Source organism: Microbacterium sp. 05T445, assembly GCF_056395865.1.
This window is the reverse complement of sequence record NZ_JBFTKJ010000001.1, coordinates 1,353,520-1,367,525: the sequence shown is the minus strand read 5'-3', so window position 1 is coordinate 1,367,525 and position 14,006 is coordinate 1,353,520. Positions and strand designations below refer to the sequence as shown.

Below are 14,006 nucleotides of genomic sequence, written 5' to 3'. Positions count from 1 at the left end.
GCCGAGACACCACTCGACCGTCGAGGCACCAGGCGGGCTGGTGGCTCGACGGCGGAGTGGGTTCCCGGTCGGCGCCGGGCGGGGCATCCGCCTACTTCGCCGCCTCCGTCTCGGGGGCCTGCTCGCCCTCGCGCACCTCGTGCGTGGTCGCCCACTGCAGGGCGTAGTCGGCGATCTCCTCCCAGCCGTCCTGGCTCACCAGGCGATGGGTGCGGCCCGCGTACTCCTTGTACTCGACGATCGCGGGGCTGCCGGTCTGGGTGTACTTCTTGACGATCGCCTCGCCGATCGCCGGCGGGACGACGTGGTCGATCTCGCCGGTGATGACCAGGAACGGCGCGCGGTCGGGGCGGCTGTAGTCGACGTGGGTGACGCCGCCCTTCTCGTTGAGCACGGAGGTCACGCCCTCGAAGAACACCCGGTTGTAGGAGTTCACGGCGTACTCCTCCCAGAGCTTGTCGGACTCCTCACGGGGCAGGTCGTTGCCGAACGTGAAGTGGAAGTGGCGCTTGCTGAGCGGCTTGGCGCCGTTGCGGCCGAAGGGGTTCGACAGGATCGGGGTGCCGGTCCACAGCGTCGACAGTGGGAGCGCGGTGACCCCTGCGGTCTGTCCGGGGGCGACGCCGACGTAGGCGACGCCGAGGCCGCGGTCGGCGAGCATCTGCGTGATCACTCCCCCGAACGAGTGACCGATGATGATCGGCTTCTCGGGGAGCGCGCGGATGATGCGCTCGTAATTGTCGGCGATCTGCTTCAGGCCGATGCCCTTGAGCGCCTCGGGGTTCTTGCGGATGTCCTCGACGGTGCGGTCGTCGATGCCGGGCCAGCCGGGGACGATGACCTGGTGGCCGGCGGCGCGGAAGCGCTCGGCCCAGGTGTCCCAGCTCTTCGGGGTCATCCAGAGGCCGTGGATGAGGACGATGGGGGTCTTGGTCGTGGTGGTCATGTCGAGCTCCTGGGGTGCGGTGTCGCGGTGGGTTCTGTCGTGGTCTCAGGTTCCGGTTCCTGGTGTGTTCCCGGCTGATGTAATCTGATGGTAGACCGAACGTTCTATCTACGCAAGACTATTCCCAGAGAACCTCGGAAAGATTCCGAAGGCCCTGTCGGCGTCGACCCCACGCCCCGGTCAGCGGGGGGAACGATGGCACGATGGAGGGAATGGAGGGGGATCCATGAGCACCGCCACCGCCGCGACGACCGCGGCATCCCGTCCGTCGTCCGCACGCCAGCGACTGCTGGACGCGGCCACCGATCTCTTCTACAACGAGGGAATCCACTCGGTGGGGGTGGACCGCATCATCGAGGAGGCGGGCGTCACCCGCGCGACGATGTACAAGCAGTTCGCCGGCAAGGAGGGACTCGTCCTGGCCTACCTCGAAGGCGAGGATCAGGTGCTTCGGGCGCTGTTCGGCCAGGCCGCTCAGGCCTCCGACGACCCCGACGTCCTCCTGGACCTCGTCGTGGCGGGCATCGAGCAGGACATCCGCGACCGGCACACGCGCGGCTGCCCCTTCATCAACGCCGCCGCCGAGTATCCGAACGAGGGGCCGGTGCGCGAGCTCATCGCCGACCACCGCGAGTGGTTCCGCTCGACCCTCCAGGCGCTGGCCGCCGGTGCCGGGTTGAGTGATCCCGAGGGTGTCGCGGCATCCCTCGTGCTGCTGCGCGATGCGGCCCTGGTGGGCGGCTATCTCGACGGGCAGGACCGCGTGGGACCGGCGTTCGCGCGCACCGCACGCGACGTCATCGCCGCTCATCGCGCCTGAACGCTGTCGGCGAAATCACGCCTCAGAAGTCACATTCGTCACTCCTGTCACGCGACACGCGGCCCCAAACGGCCGAAATCCGCAGAAATACGCGGATCTGTCGGCCGCTTCGGGTACATTCGGTCCCGGTCGATAGACCAGCCGGGGGGCGAAGCCATCCGGTCCGAGCAATGACAAGACGGCAGTCGTCGTCTCTGGAGGACATCCCACATGGCCGACAAGACCATCACCAAGACCGAGCTCGTCGCGAGCATCGCGAGCGCGACCGGCCAGAGCCAGTCCGCCGTCTCGGGCGTGCTCGACTCCCTCTTCTCCACCGTCTCCGAGGCGGTCGCCGCCGGCAGCAAGGTCTCGATCCCGGGCTGGATCGCGTTCGAGCAGGTCGCCACCTCGGCTCGCACGGGCCGCAACCCGCAGACCGGCGAGGAGATCAAGATCCCCGCGGGCAAGCGCGTCAAGGTCACCGCGGGCTCCAAGCTCAAGGCCGCCGTCAAGTAATCGACGAACGCCTCGGGAAGAGGGGATGCCGCGGCTCGCGGCATCCCCTCTCCTGCGTCTCACCCCCGTATCCGCGAGGCCTGCGGGAGGACGGCGGCGAACCCCGCGCAACGTAGGGTGGAAGGGTGAATCCCCGCGCCCTGCGGGCCGTCGGGCCCGCGCTCCTCGTCGTGGCGGCGCTCGTGGTGATGCTGTGGGCGCTCGCATTCGGCGGCGGCGCGGCACCCCTCGCGCTGGCCGACCCCGGTCCGTTCGTGCGCTGGGGTCTGCCGACCGCGACACTCGTGGTCAACCTCTCGGCCGCCGGCATGGTCGGAGCGCTCGTGACGGCGCTGTTCACGCTGCGCGCCGGTGAGCGCCCGTTCGACGTCGCTCTCGACACCGCGTCGATCTCGGCCGCGATCTTCACGATGGCCGCCGCCGCGACCGGCTTCCTGACGTTCCTCGCCGCACTCAACCCCGCGATCAGCCTGGGGCCGGAGTTCGGCGCCCAGCTCGGCCGATTCCTCATCGAGACCGAGCTCGGCCGCACCTGGCTCATCACCACCATCGCCGGCGCCGCGCTCACCGTGCTCACCTTCGCCGTGCGGTCGTGGACCCCGACCTTCTTCGTGGCCCTGCTGGCCGCGGCCGCCCTCGTGCCGATGGGAACCCAAGGTCATTCCGGCGAGGAGGCGTTCCATCACGAGGCGATGACCGCGCTGATCCTGCACATGATCGCCGCCGCCGTATGGCTCGGCGGTCTCCTGCTCATCGTGATCGTGCGGCCGCTGCAGTCGCGCCCCGACAGCGCCGCCACCGTCGCGCGCTACTCGAGCATCGCGCTGGCCGCGTTCGTCGTCGTCGCGGTGTCGGGCACCGTGCGCGCCGCGATCGGCCTGCAGGACTGGTCGGCGCTCGTCTCGCCGTACGGCGTGATCCTGGGCGTGAAGGTGCTGGCGCTCATCGCCCTCGGCGTGCTCGGCGCCTGGTACCGCACGCGCCTGATCGGCAGGATGCGGGATGCCGCGGCCGCCACGCGCGCCTTCTGGACGCTCATCGCGTTCGAGCTCGTGCTCATGGGCGTGGCCAGCGGCGCCGCCGCCGCGCTCGCGCGCACGCCTCCCCCGGTGCCGCCACTGATCCCCGTGACGCCGACGCCGGCGCAGCGGCTGACCGGTGCCCCGCTGCCGCCGGAGCTGACGATCGACCGATGGCTGACATCGTGGAACATCGACCTGCTGTGGGCGGTGGTCGCCGGGTTCGCGATCTTCTTCTACCTCGTGGGCGTGTGGCGCCTGCGCCGCCGCGGCGACGCGTGGCCGATGTACCGCACGATCCTCTGGGTGGCCGGGTGGGTCGTGCTGGTGTGGGTCACCGGCGGCGTCATCAACGTCTACCAGGACTACCTGTTCAGCATGCACATGGTCGGGCACATGCTGCTGACGATGGCGATCCCGCTGCTGCTGGTGCCGGGCGCGCCGATCACGCTCGCCGCCCGTGCAATCCGAAAGCGCGACGACGGTACGCGCGGCGGCCGCGAATGGATCCTGTGGGCGGTGCACTCGCCCGTCGCGCGGGTGCTGACCAATCCCTTCGTCGCCGCCGGCCTGTTCGTCGGGTCGCTCTGGGTCTTCTACTACACCGACCTGTTCCGGTGGTCGCTGTACGACCACCTCGGGCACGAGTGGATGGTCGCGCACTTCCTCATCACCGGCTACCTGTTCGTGATGAGCCTGATCGGCATCGACCCGGTCCCGTACCGCCTCCCCTACCCCGGACGGATCCTGCTCCTCATCGGCGTGATGGCGATGCATGCCTTCTTCGGCATAGCGATCATGATGCAGGAAGGCCTCATGATCGCCGAGTGGTTCGGGTCGATGGGACGCACCTGGGGCGCGACGCCGCAGGAAGATCAGTACACCGGCGGCGGCATCGCGTGGTCGATCGGCGAGATCCCCACGCTCATCCTCGCGATCACGGTCGCGATCCAGTGGAGTCGCAGCGACGACCGCGAGACCAAGCGCCGCGACCGCCACGCCGATCGCACCGGGGATGCGGAGCTCGAGGCCTACAACGCCCACCTCGCGGCCCTCGCTGAGCGCGATGCGAAGGCAGAATCCGGCCGCTGATCTGGGAGTCTCTGCACCCGGAGCGCGGTGGGATCAGGTCGTGTCGGGGCCGGTCACCACGATCGTCGCGGTGCCGTCGGGGCGGATGCTGATGGTGCCCTTGACGATGAAGGGGACGTCCTCGCTGACCGGGCGCACCCGGCCGTCGAAGAGCGAGCGGATGTCGACGTCGATGTGCGCGACAGCCTCGGACGGGAGGATCGACCAGCCCGCGCCGTCGGGCTCGACAGCCACCTTCGGCTGCTCCACGATCGACCAGCTGGGCAGCGAGTCGATGCGGTCCTGCACGAAATAGCCGAACGGGCATGCGGTCGGCTGGAGCACCTCCTGGGTGGCGCACGCGCTGAGGAACTCCTCCACCTTCTCCTGCACGACGCTCAGGAACTCCTCGGTCGGCTGGGCCTGGATCGAGATCGGGATGGCGTGGAACGGAGTGTCCGAGAGCACGGCCACGCCGGGCGTGCGCGAGATGGCGGTGTCGACGGACACGGAGTACAGGCCGGGGGAGAAGACGAGCAGAGACACCGGGGCGGAGGGATCGGCATCCGCGCCCTCCGGCGAGACCTGACGCTTGTCGAGCTCGAAGCCGTTGACCTCGAAGATCATCGAGCCCGTCACGGCGAGGTTGATGACGGCGAGCGGGGTCCTCGCGAAGCGCCAGGTGGGAGCCAGGCCCACCGACCCGGCGCGCTCGACGTCGAACGTGGTGCGGCCCTCGTGGCCGCGTGCCGTGTACTCGACCGTCACGTGCGTGACGTCGCCGTCCTGCTCCTGCGACACGACGTGCACGTCATCGAGCGGGGCGAGCGCGGCGCTGCGCAGCAGCGCCTCGTTGGCGGTGGGCGGCAGCCCCGCGGCCTCGAGCTCGGCCGAGCCGACCGCCACGCCGGGCACCGCGAGGGCGTCGGCGGCGCGGCCCTCGGCGAGCAGGTCGATGTAGTGCTCGACGAAGGCGGAGGGGCTGTAGAACTCGCGCTCGATCGCTCCCCATGCCGCGAACGCCGCCGCGACGACGAGCGTGCCCGCGATGCCCAGCAGGGTGAGATCCACCGCGAGGCGCCGGCCGCTGCGCGGCTTGCGCGGCGGCTGGATCAGCGTGGCGGCGCCGGGATCGCCGTCGACATCGGGGGTCGTCTCGGTGTCCGGAGGCGCACTCGCGCGACCGGATGCCGTGTCCACCGCCCCTTGGTCCACCCCACCAGTGTAGAAAGCCCTGACCGGGAGCCTCCTGTGGACGCGCAATCTGTGGACATGCGCCGGCGCGGTCAGGCGGTGAGGGCGTCGCGGATGGCGCTCGCGCCCGCGAGCTGACCGGAGGCGATGGCAGCGGCGAGCGACACCATCGGCCCCGGCACCGCCGCCACGTGGCACATGTCTCCGGCGGCATATACCCCGAGAACCGTCGTCCGGGCGAGCGCGTCGACCTCGACGCCGCCGCTGGGAAGCAGTGCGCAGCCGAGCTGCGCGGCGAACGGCGCGCGCTGGGCCGCCGTGGCACCGGTGAAGATCCCGGCGACGCGCTCGGCGGCGCCGTCCGCGAGCTCGAGTTCCAGATCGTCCCCCACCTCGACCACTCTGGCGACGTTGGCCGGGCGAACGATGACCGACGACGCGACGACGGGGCGCAGCATCCCCTCGATCATCCCGGCGTGCGCGCCGTCGATCAGGATGGCGACCCGTCGCCCTGCGAACTCGTGGCCGTGGCAGAAGGGGCACTGGGCGACGCGGCGCCCCCAGTGCTCGACGAGGCCGGGCACGGCGGGCAGCTCGTCGCGCATACCTGTGGCCAGCACGAGGCGGTGCGCGCGTTCGGGGCCGTCGCCCGTCGCCACCTCGAACGACCCGAGCGCGCCCGAGACGGCCGTCACCGTCGTGGTGCGCACCCGCACGGTCTCGTAGGCGGCCAGCTCGTCGCGTGCGATGCGGCGGAGCGCCGCCGGGTCGCGTCCGTCGTTGGTGAGGAGGTTGTGGGCGTGCTCCACCGTGGCGTTGCGGTACTCGCCGGAGTCGAGCAGCAGCACCGTGCGGTGCATGCGGCCCAGCGTGAGGGCGGCCTGGAGTCCGGCCGGGCCGCCGCCGATCACGATGACGTCGTACATGGGTGATCCTTCCGTCGGGTTGCGTCTGGATCGATCCTGTGACTTCATGTCGACATGAAGTCAAGCCTGTCGATCGGGGATGCCGCCGCGCGCTTCTCGCTGCCCACGCACGTGCTGCGGCACTGGGAGGACATGGGGCTGCTGCATCCCGATCGCGACGGCGCCGAACGACGCCGCTACGGCGCCGACGACCTCGTCCGCCTCGGCGTCATCGTGCGCAGCAAGGCGGCCGGCATGAGCCTCGAGCAGATCGGCGTCCTGCTGGACGAGCAGGCGCCACAGCGGCACCGCGTGCTCGAGGAGCACCTCGCCGACCTCGAGCGTCGCATGGCCGACATGGAACGGTCGCGCCGCATGACCGAGCACGCGCTGCGGTGCCGCTCCCACGACATCACCACGTGCCCGCGATTCCGCGCGATCATGGGCGAGGTCGTGGCCGGCACGGGACGGTGGCGCGACGCGGAGCCGCCTGTGGACGACGAGCGGGACTCCACGGATCGCGGCGCGGGCGGCCGGAAGGCGGCATCCGCTCGTTAACATGAATCGGTGAACACCCCGCCGCTGTCCGCCGAGCAGGAGGCGCTGTTCCGGCTCATCGAAGACACGCGGGAGCACGTGTTCGTCACCGGACGCGCCGGCACCGGCAAGTCGACGCTGCTGCAGCACCTCGCGTGGAACACCAGCAAGCAGATCGCCGTGTGCGCGCCGACCGGCGTGGCCGCGCTCAACGTCGATGGTCAGACGATCCACTCGCTGTTCAAGCTGCCGCTGGGCATCATCGGCTCCCATGACGAAGACCAGTCCGACGCGACCCGCAAGCTGCTCAACGCGATCGACACGCTCGTCATCGACGAGATCTCGATGGTCAACGCCGACCTCATGGACGCCATCGACCGGGCCCTGCGCAAGGCCCGGGGGCGCCGCGGCGAGCCCTTCGGCGGCACGCAGATCGTGATGTTCGGCGATCCCTACCAGCTGGCTCCCGTGCCGCCGCGCGGCGACGAACTGCGGTACGTGAACGACCACTACCGGTCGTTCTGGTTCTTCGACGCCAAGGTCTGGGTGGGGGAGGCCTCGGGCGACGGCATCCTCGATGTCGGCTCCTACGGTGCCGACCTCAACATCCGCGAGCTGGTCGACATCCACCGGCAGTCCGACCCCGCCTTCAAGGCCATGCTCAACGCGGTGCGCTACGGCCGGGTGACCGCCGACATCGCGCAGGTGCTCAACGACACCGGCGCGCGGACCCCTCCGGACCCGGCGGACGGCGAGCATCCGATCATCACGCTCGCCACGCGCAACGACATCGTCAACAACATCAACCGGCGGCATCTGAACGAGCTCGTCGGCCGTGAGCAGACGGCGATGGCGGAGGTCAACGGCGACTTCGGGCGGGGGGATGCCGCCTACCCGGCCGACGTCGAGCTGAAGCTCAAGGTCGGTGCCCAGGTGATGTTCCTGCGCAACGACACCGCGTCGTTCGGCGAGCCGCCCCGCTGGGTCAACGGCACGATCGGCACCGTCACGCGCATCGCGGGGGAGACGGTGCGGGTGGACGTCGAGGGCGAGGAGTTCGACGTCGAGCCGTCGGTGTGGGAGAAGTACCGCTACTCCTACAACCCGGGCTCGAAGCAGCTCACCCGCGACATCGTCGCCGAGTTCACGCAGTTCCCACTGCGGCTGGCGTGGGCCGTCACGATCCACAAGTCGCAGGGCAAGACGTACGACCGGGCGATCATCGACCTCGGCTCGGGGGCCTTCGCGCCGGGGCAGACCTACGTCGCCCTGTCGCGGCTGACGTCGCTCGACGGCCTGTACCTCTCGCGCCCGCTGCGGCCCCGCGACATCCAGGTCGACGACGACGTGCGCCGCTTCATGTCGGCCGCCGTGCGCGGCACGCCCGTCGCCTGACGCGGCGGCTCGGCCGGATCAGGCGACCTGGGCGGCCTTGGCGGCGGCGAGGTCCTCGAAGAGCTCGGTGTTGAAGCGGTAGGCCAGCAGCACCTCGTCGATCACGCGCTCCTGCTCCGCGGCATCCCACGGGGCGGCGTCCAGCTGCTCGCGGTAGACATCCTTGAAGGCCTTGGGGTCGGCGATGTCGTCGAAGACGTAGAAGCCGATGCCGTTCGTCTCGAAGCCGAAGCGGCGGGCCATGAGCCGCCCGATGAACTGGCCGCCCGACAGGTCGCCGAGGTAGCGCGTGTAGTGGTGCGCGACGAAGCCGCCCGCCCACGTGGCGCCGACCTCGTTGATGCGGTCGACGTAGCGCTGCGTCGTGGGCAGCGGCTCGACTGTCTCGCGCCAGTCGGGGCCGACGAGGAACTCGAGGTCGGCCTCCAGCGCAGGCAGTCGCGTGAGCTTGTCGCTGATGAACACCGACGCCACAGGGTCGTTGCGCATCCGACCCGCGGTGCGCTCGAGCGCCTCGTAGATGAACCAGTGCTGCACGACGAGCGCGACGTAGTCCTCGCGCGTGCCCTCGCCCTTCATGAGGTCCGCCATGAAACCGGCGTGCTCGCTCGACGAGTGCGAGCGGCTGGAGCGCTCGCGCAGCGCAGTGGAGAAGGGGATCGGGTCGCTCATACCTTCATGCTAACTGAAGATAAGGCGAACCTAACTCCACGTTCCCTATGCGTGCGGGCGGGGCTCGACTCCCAGGCGCCGGCACGACTCGTCGTACAGCGCGACGATCTCCCGCCTGACCTCACGACGCTCGGTGATCGGCCCCGACGGCCACGCGACGGCGATCTCGGCGGAGGACCCGTCGGCGAGAGTGGCCTCCCACACGCCGCGGTCGCCGTCGAACCCGATCATGCGGGATGCCGTGATCGCGGCGTCCGCCACACCCGCTTCGGTGGCGAAAGCGCGTGCGATCAGCAGGTTGTCGTCGCCGTGATCGCCGTTCATGTGGCCGAGCACACCCGTCAGGGCGGCTTCGTCGAAGTGGTGGGTCATGCTCACACCCTACGGATCGCCGTACCGCGTCAGCGACCGCGGTGTGTTTGAATGCATTGCACGATCATCGGGGGGTGAGGATGCGGTCACGACACACACACCGCCGCGCCACCGCGGCGATCGCCGGTGCGCTTGTTTCCGCGCTGCTCCTGGCGGGATGCTCGTTCGGCGGCGAGGTTCCCGTCGACGCCCCGCCGCAGGCCGAGTCCCCGCTTCCCGACGACACCGTCCAGCAGCTGCAGGATGCCGTCACCCACGCGATGGGCGTGACCGGTTCGTCCGGGGCCATCGTGGGCGTGTGGGCGCCGTGGAGCGGCAGCTGGGTCGCCGGGCTCGGTGCGCAGCGACCTGACGGGGGCGGGGAAGTGACCGCCGACCAGGTCTTCCGCGCCGGAAAGATGACCCGCGCGATGACGTGCGACGTGCTGTACGAGGTCGCCGCCGCGGGCAAGGTGAAGCTCGGCGACAGCGTCACCGAATACGTCGCCGGCGTGCCCGACCTCGCCGACGTGAGCCTTGCCGAGCTGTGCGACGGCACCTCGGGCGTCGGCTCGTACACCGGCCAGCTGTACGGGCTGTGGATGCAGAACCCCGAACGGCAGTGGGACCCGCGCTACCTCGCGAGCTTCGGTCTCGGCCAGCCGCGCACCGCGGCCCCCGGCCAGGCCTACCGCGACTCCGACGCCGGCTACCTCCTCCTGGGGCTCGCACTGCAGCGCGCCACCGGCGAGACCGCCGCCGACCTCTTCCAGACGTACGTCGCCGACCCGCTCGGCCTGGACGCGACGGCGCTCGGCGATCTGCCGACCACCGGTGTGCTCAAGGGAGGGCAGTCGGTGAACAACGCCGAGGGCGTGCTCGACTGCGCGCAGCCGGTCGACCTCACCGCCGTCTCGGGGACCACCGGATTCACCGACGCGGGTGCGGTCACCGACATCCACGATCTCGGACACTATGCGCAGGCGCTCGCGACCGGCGCGCTGGTCCCGTCCGACGAGCGCTTCGCCCACCCGCTCCCGGTGTCGCCTGACGGCCCGTCGTGGTACACCGCTGCAGGTGGGGCGCTGCAGGCGGGGTCGCTCATCGGCCAGTACGGCAAGGTGCCCGGGTACATCACGGCCGCCTTCGCGGACCCGCGCAGCGGGCTGACGGTCGCCGTCGTGCTCAACAACTCCGCCGCCGACGCGGCGGTGGGGGAGTACCTCGTCTGGGAGCTCGCGGCGATCGCCTCGAAGGCGCCCGCCACCGCGGGCCAGAAGGTGCCCGAGGCGGGCCTGCCGTGGACCCCCGAGCAGTATCGCGACGCGATCGCGGCGGCAGCGGTGTGCACGCCGCCCGCCGCGGAGTGAGCCCGCGACGCGACGCGGGATGACGGCATCCGCTCTGCGGCTCAGGCCCCCCGCGGGGGAGCGGTGGAGCCGCGCACGTTCAACGTGGGGTTCAGCACCACCCGGTGCACGGGCCGCGTCGGATCCTCGATGCGCCGGGCCAGCAGGTCGACGGCCGCACGACCGACGAAGTGGCGCGGCGGGCTGACCGCGGTGAGCGCGGGGGTGAACAGCTCGGCGACCTCGTCGTCGTAGGCGACGACCGACAGGTCGCCGGGAACCGAGATCCCGCGGTTCAGCGCGAGGTCGACGAACGCCATCGCCTCCGGGTCGGAGTGCACGAGAAGGGCGGTGACCGAGTTCGACAGGGCCGCGTCGAGGGTGGCATCGACGGCAGCGGAGAAGTCCGGACTCGTGCGGGGCGGCAGGCTCGTCTCGAAGTGATCCGACGGGGTCAGGCCCAGCTCGAGGCACGCAGCCTGCCAGCCGGCGGTGATCTTGCGGGACGTCGGCGATTCGCGCGCGATGATGAGCCCGACGCGGCGGTGGCCGAGTGACGCGAGATGGCGCGCGGCGAGCACCGCGCCCAGGGCGTGATCGGTCGTGACGTTCTCGACCGGGCTGCCCTCGGGCATGACGACGGCGTCGCGCTCCACGAGGACGAAGGGCACGCCGCACTCGTCGAGCCATTGCACGACGTCCTGCGCGTGCGGGGTGTCGGTGTTGGGCGCGACGACCAGCCCCCGCACACCGTCCTCGTGCACGAGCCGCTCGAGCACGGGCCTCTCGTCCTGGAGTTCGTACGACGCGCCGCGGAGCACGACGCGCAGGCCGTGACGGGTGGCCTCGGTCTCGGCGCCGCGCACGACGCTGGGCCAGTAGAAGCTCAGCGACGGCACGAGCATCGCGATCGAACCCGTGCGGGAGGAGGGAAGCGGATGCCCCGGCTCGACCTGGTCGAGCCCTGCCGCGGCGGGAACGGCGCCCCCGTGCACGCGGACCAGCAGGCCTTCACGCTCCATCTGGGCGAGGTCGCGGCGCAGAGTCACCGGCGCGACCCCGAGCTCGTCCATGAGCTGCGCGACCCGGACGGCACCGTCGCGTTCGAGCGTCGCCATCACGTGGGCCCGCCGTTCGGCAGCCAGCAGCGCCGGCGTCTGGTCGGTCATCGGGGGTCCTCCGCGTTCGTCTTGTCCAGTTCTATCGTGACCACCACGCTGTTGCGTGGCGTGACGTCGAGATCGAGTCGGGTCAATCGCTCGCCCCACACGTCCGCGAGCATCGGATCGTCCAGTTCGCGCACCACGAGCGCGGCTGCCACGTCGTGCGGCCACGACACCCGCAGCGGCGGGGCGCCGTCCAACGGGGTGACCACGACGGATGCCGCATCCCGGCGCACGTCGCCGGCGAGCAGCATCCTCACCTCGGTGCGCCCGTCGCCTCCGGTCGTCCAGGACTCCTCGATCTCGACGCGCCTGGACGACCTGTCCAGCCGCAGGCGGCGCCGCCAGGACGGGGCCTCGCGGTAGGCGCCTGAGAGGTCGAGCGCCAGCGACGTCTGATCGTCCTCGATCGAGATCTCGACGGCGGATGCCGCGAACCCGACCCCCGGGCTCTGCTCCCGCCCGCCGATCACCGGCACGTTGTGCCACCCGCTCTGCATCGTCCAGATGTCATAGCGGCCTGCGTCGAACGTCTGCCGCGTGTAGGTGGGCCGGCCGGCGTCGACGATCACGGGAACGCCGTCCGAGGCGACGACGAACGTGCCGACGTCGTTGTGGTTGTGATGCTCGCCGTTGTGCCCGCCCTTCGCCGCAAGGGTGAGCCCGGCGGGGGAGCCGGCGCGCTCCCGCGCCACGACCACCTCGGTCGAGCGGAGCCACACGTCGCGCGGGAAGGGGCTGGACGTCTGCGCCGCGCCGACCCATGCGGGGTCGGTGACACCGCGCAGGAGCCGGCCCCGGCCTTCGTGCTCTGTGGCGGCCGGTGTCCCGGCGACGCGATGGGCGGCTGCGTGAGCCGCGGCATCCGGGTCTCCCGCGCTGCGCGCCGCGCGATGAAGCGCGTGCCAGGGCTGGGTGGCCGGCATCCGCGCCTGTCCGTCGGCGAGATTGAGGTACCAGTCACGGCCGAGGTGCATGCGATGGGGGAAGGCGACGGTCTTGCGCAGCGCGGGGAGGCCGGAGGCGTCGAGGACTCCGCCTGTCGCGTGGCGCACGATCTCGAGCGCTTCGAGCGCGCGGCAGGCGCCGTTCCACCAGTACGCGTAGCCCTCGTCGATCGCGCCGTCGGCCGGGAGCGCGGTGACGTAGCGGTCGAGCCCCTCGACCGCGAGGGTGACGATGCGCGCTCGCTCTGCGGCCTCGGCAGGGTCGTCGAGCAGCCGCAACGCCGCGGTGAGCACGTTGCCGTGGATCCACGGGTTCCAGTTGTGCACGTCGCCGTCGAGGCCGAGCCAGTGCCAGTCTCGGCGCTGCACGAACGGCTCGAACACGCGCACGCGCGCCTCGTGGCGGATGCGGGGGCGGATGCCGGGGTACCGCGCCTCGAGACGGTCGCCGAGCAGGTGATCCACCCAGCTCAGCAGCGCGACGGCCTCGCCCGCCCCGAGGTCGAGATAGGGCGATGTCACCGTCGGCAGCACCGATCCCCGTTTCCGGAACGCGTCGTCGTGGGCCGGCCAGCACCACGAGCTCTGCTCGCAGACGAGCCACACGCCGTCGAGGACCTCGGCGAGCCAGGCTGGGCCGAGCTCGGCGTGGTCGGCGTGGTGCGCGGCGGCGACGGCGGCACGGGCGAGGCGTCGCTGCCGTGCGAAGACGATGCTCTCCCAGCCGTCGCGGTCCCCGTCGTCGTGGAGTCGGGTGGCGGCCGTCGCGCGAGGCACAGGCCACGCCGTGGACCGGTCCGCCTCCGCGCGGGCGAGGACGTCGTCGATCGCGATCCGATCAGCGCTTCCGCCGGGCCCCCACACTGTCCGGTCGTCTGCGGCGGCGACCGGCAGTGCGCGGTCGGGGGAGGCGAGGACTGCGGCGACGGCCGCCTCGAACGCGTCGGCACCGACACCGGCCTGCCGATGGAAGGCTGCGGCGAGCTCACCCTGGAACGTCACGTTGCCTCCTTGTCATCGGCGTCGCCGGATTGTGTGGGGAGTCCGGGTCCCGAACTCTTAAGCGATCATAAACGATCATAATAAAACTCAAACAGTCTTGCAATGAACGAAACAGGTTGCTACAGTCCCAATCGTTC

The 14,006-nt window shown here is 70.8% G+C and carries 13 protein-coding genes; 6 read left to right on the top strand and 7 right to left on the bottom strand.

What is annotated here, in order from left to right; genetic code table 11:
* Window positions 1-91: 91 nt before the first annotated feature.
* The gene (locus tag AC1DDU_RS06565; RefSeq protein WP_477432296.1) at window positions 92-946 is read right to left on the bottom strand and encodes an alpha/beta hydrolase; all 855 of its coding nucleotides are present in this window, start codon (window positions 944-946) and stop codon (window positions 92-94) included.
* 226 nt (window positions 947-1,172) lie between these two features.
* On the opposite strand from AC1DDU_RS06565, the gene AC1DDU_RS06560 reads away from it, so the two are divergent.
* From AC1DDU_RS06560 to AC1DDU_RS06550, 3 genes are all read left to right on the top strand, one after another.
* Window positions 1,173-1,766: a TetR/AcrR family transcriptional regulator gene (locus AC1DDU_RS06560; RefSeq protein ID WP_477432294.1), complete on the top strand. Its 594-nt coding sequence runs from the start codon at window positions 1,173-1,175 to the stop codon at window positions 1,764-1,766.
* Window positions 1,767-1,976: 210 nt separating this feature from the next.
* Window positions 1,977-2,264, top strand: coding sequence for an HU family DNA-binding protein (locus AC1DDU_RS06555; RefSeq protein WP_477432292.1), 288 nt, complete (start codon window positions 1,977-1,979; stop codon window positions 2,262-2,264).
* Between the two features lie 125 nt (window positions 2,265-2,389).
* Window positions 2,390-4,375, top strand: a complete 1,986-nt coding sequence (locus AC1DDU_RS06550; protein ID WP_477432290.1) for a bifunctional copper resistance protein CopD/cytochrome c oxidase assembly protein — start codon at window positions 2,390-2,392, stop codon at window positions 4,373-4,375.
* Window positions 4,376-4,408: 33 nt separating this feature from the next.
* Here the strand turns inward: AC1DDU_RS06550 and AC1DDU_RS06545 are convergent, their stop codons facing one another.
* Entirely contained in the window at window positions 4,409-5,467 is a 1,059-nt protein-coding gene (locus AC1DDU_RS06545; protein WP_477433446.1) for a hypothetical protein, read from the bottom strand.
* Between the two features lie 173 nt (window positions 5,468-5,640).
* On the bottom strand, window positions 5,641-6,474 hold the full coding sequence (locus AC1DDU_RS06540) for an NAD(P)/FAD-dependent oxidoreductase (protein ID WP_477432289.1): 834 nt from the start codon (window positions 6,472-6,474) through the stop codon (window positions 5,641-5,643).
* Between the two features lie 54 nt (window positions 6,475-6,528).
* On the opposite strand from AC1DDU_RS06540, the gene AC1DDU_RS06535 reads away from it, so the two are divergent.
* A complete protein-coding gene (locus AC1DDU_RS06535; RefSeq protein WP_477432287.1) occupies window positions 6,529-7,011 on the top strand; it encodes a MerR family transcriptional regulator in 483 nt (160 codons plus the stop codon).
* 9 nt (window positions 7,012-7,020) lie between these two features.
* Window positions 7,021-8,385, top strand: coding sequence for an ATP-dependent DNA helicase (locus tag AC1DDU_RS06530; protein WP_477432285.1), 1,365 nt, complete (start codon window positions 7,021-7,023; stop codon window positions 8,383-8,385).
* A gap of 18 nt (window positions 8,386-8,403) precedes the next feature.
* Here AC1DDU_RS06530 and AC1DDU_RS06525 read toward each other — a convergent pair whose 3' ends face one another.
* Entirely contained in the window at window positions 8,404-9,057 is a 654-nt protein-coding gene (locus AC1DDU_RS06525) for a biliverdin-producing heme oxygenase (RefSeq protein WP_477432283.1), read from the bottom strand.
* A 45-nt stretch (window positions 9,058-9,102) separates the two neighbouring features.
* Window positions 9,103-9,429, bottom strand: coding sequence for a DUF2470 domain-containing protein (locus AC1DDU_RS06520; protein ID WP_477432281.1), 327 nt, complete (start codon window positions 9,427-9,429; stop codon window positions 9,103-9,105).
* Window positions 9,430-9,509: 80 nt separating this feature from the next.
* Here AC1DDU_RS06520 and AC1DDU_RS06515 point away from each other — a divergent pair, with 80 nt between their 5' ends.
* The gene (locus AC1DDU_RS06515) at window positions 9,510-10,778 is read left to right on the top strand and encodes a serine hydrolase domain-containing protein (protein ID WP_477432279.1); all 1,269 of its coding nucleotides are present in this window, start codon (window positions 9,510-9,512) and stop codon (window positions 10,776-10,778) included.
* Between the two features lie 41 nt (window positions 10,779-10,819).
* Here the strand turns inward: AC1DDU_RS06515 and AC1DDU_RS06510 are convergent, their stop codons facing one another.
* Window positions 10,820-11,926, bottom strand: a complete 1,107-nt coding sequence (locus AC1DDU_RS06510) for a LacI family DNA-binding transcriptional regulator (RefSeq protein ID WP_477432277.1) — start codon at window positions 11,924-11,926, stop codon at window positions 10,820-10,822.
* Window positions 11,923-13,869, bottom strand: coding sequence for a heparinase II/III domain-containing protein (locus AC1DDU_RS06505; RefSeq protein WP_477432275.1), 1,947 nt, complete (start codon window positions 13,867-13,869; stop codon window positions 11,923-11,925). Before AC1DDU_RS06505 ends, AC1DDU_RS06510 begins: the two co-directional genes overlap by 4 nt.
* Window positions 13,870-14,006: the final 137 nt, after the last annotated feature.

What these genes read in the sequence shown, in the direction of transcription:
- AC1DDU_RS06565 (WP_477432296.1), bottom strand. Translation starts at nt 946, where the DNA reads ATGACCACCACGACCAAGACCCCCATCGTCCTCATCCACGGCCTCTGG.
- AC1DDU_RS06560 (WP_477432294.1), top strand. Translation starts at nt 1,173, where the DNA reads ATGAGCACCGCCACCGCCGCGACGACCGCGGCATCCCGTCCGTCGTCC.
- AC1DDU_RS06555 (WP_477432292.1), top strand. Translation starts at nt 1,977, where the DNA reads ATGGCCGACAAGACCATCACCAAGACCGAGCTCGTCGCGAGCATCGCG.
- AC1DDU_RS06540 (WP_477432289.1), bottom strand. Translation starts at nt 6,474, where the DNA reads ATGTACGACGTCATCGTGATCGGCGGCGGCCCGGCCGGACTCCAGGCC.
- AC1DDU_RS06535 (WP_477432287.1), top strand. Translation starts at nt 6,529, where the DNA reads ATGAAGTCAAGCCTGTCGATCGGGGATGCCGCCGCGCGCTTCTCGCTG.
- AC1DDU_RS06525 (WP_477432283.1), bottom strand. Translation starts at nt 9,057, where the DNA reads ATGAGCGACCCGATCCCCTTCTCCACTGCGCTGCGCGAGCGCTCCAGC.
- AC1DDU_RS06520 (WP_477432281.1), bottom strand. Translation starts at nt 9,429, where the DNA reads ATGACCCACCACTTCGACGAAGCCGCCCTGACGGGTGTGCTCGGCCAC.
- AC1DDU_RS06515 (WP_477432279.1), top strand. Translation starts at nt 9,510, where the DNA reads ATGCGGTCACGACACACACACCGCCGCGCCACCGCGGCGATCGCCGGT.
- AC1DDU_RS06510 (WP_477432277.1), bottom strand. Translation starts at nt 11,926, where the DNA reads ATGACCGACCAGACGCCGGCGCTGCTGGCTGCCGAACGGCGGGCCCAC.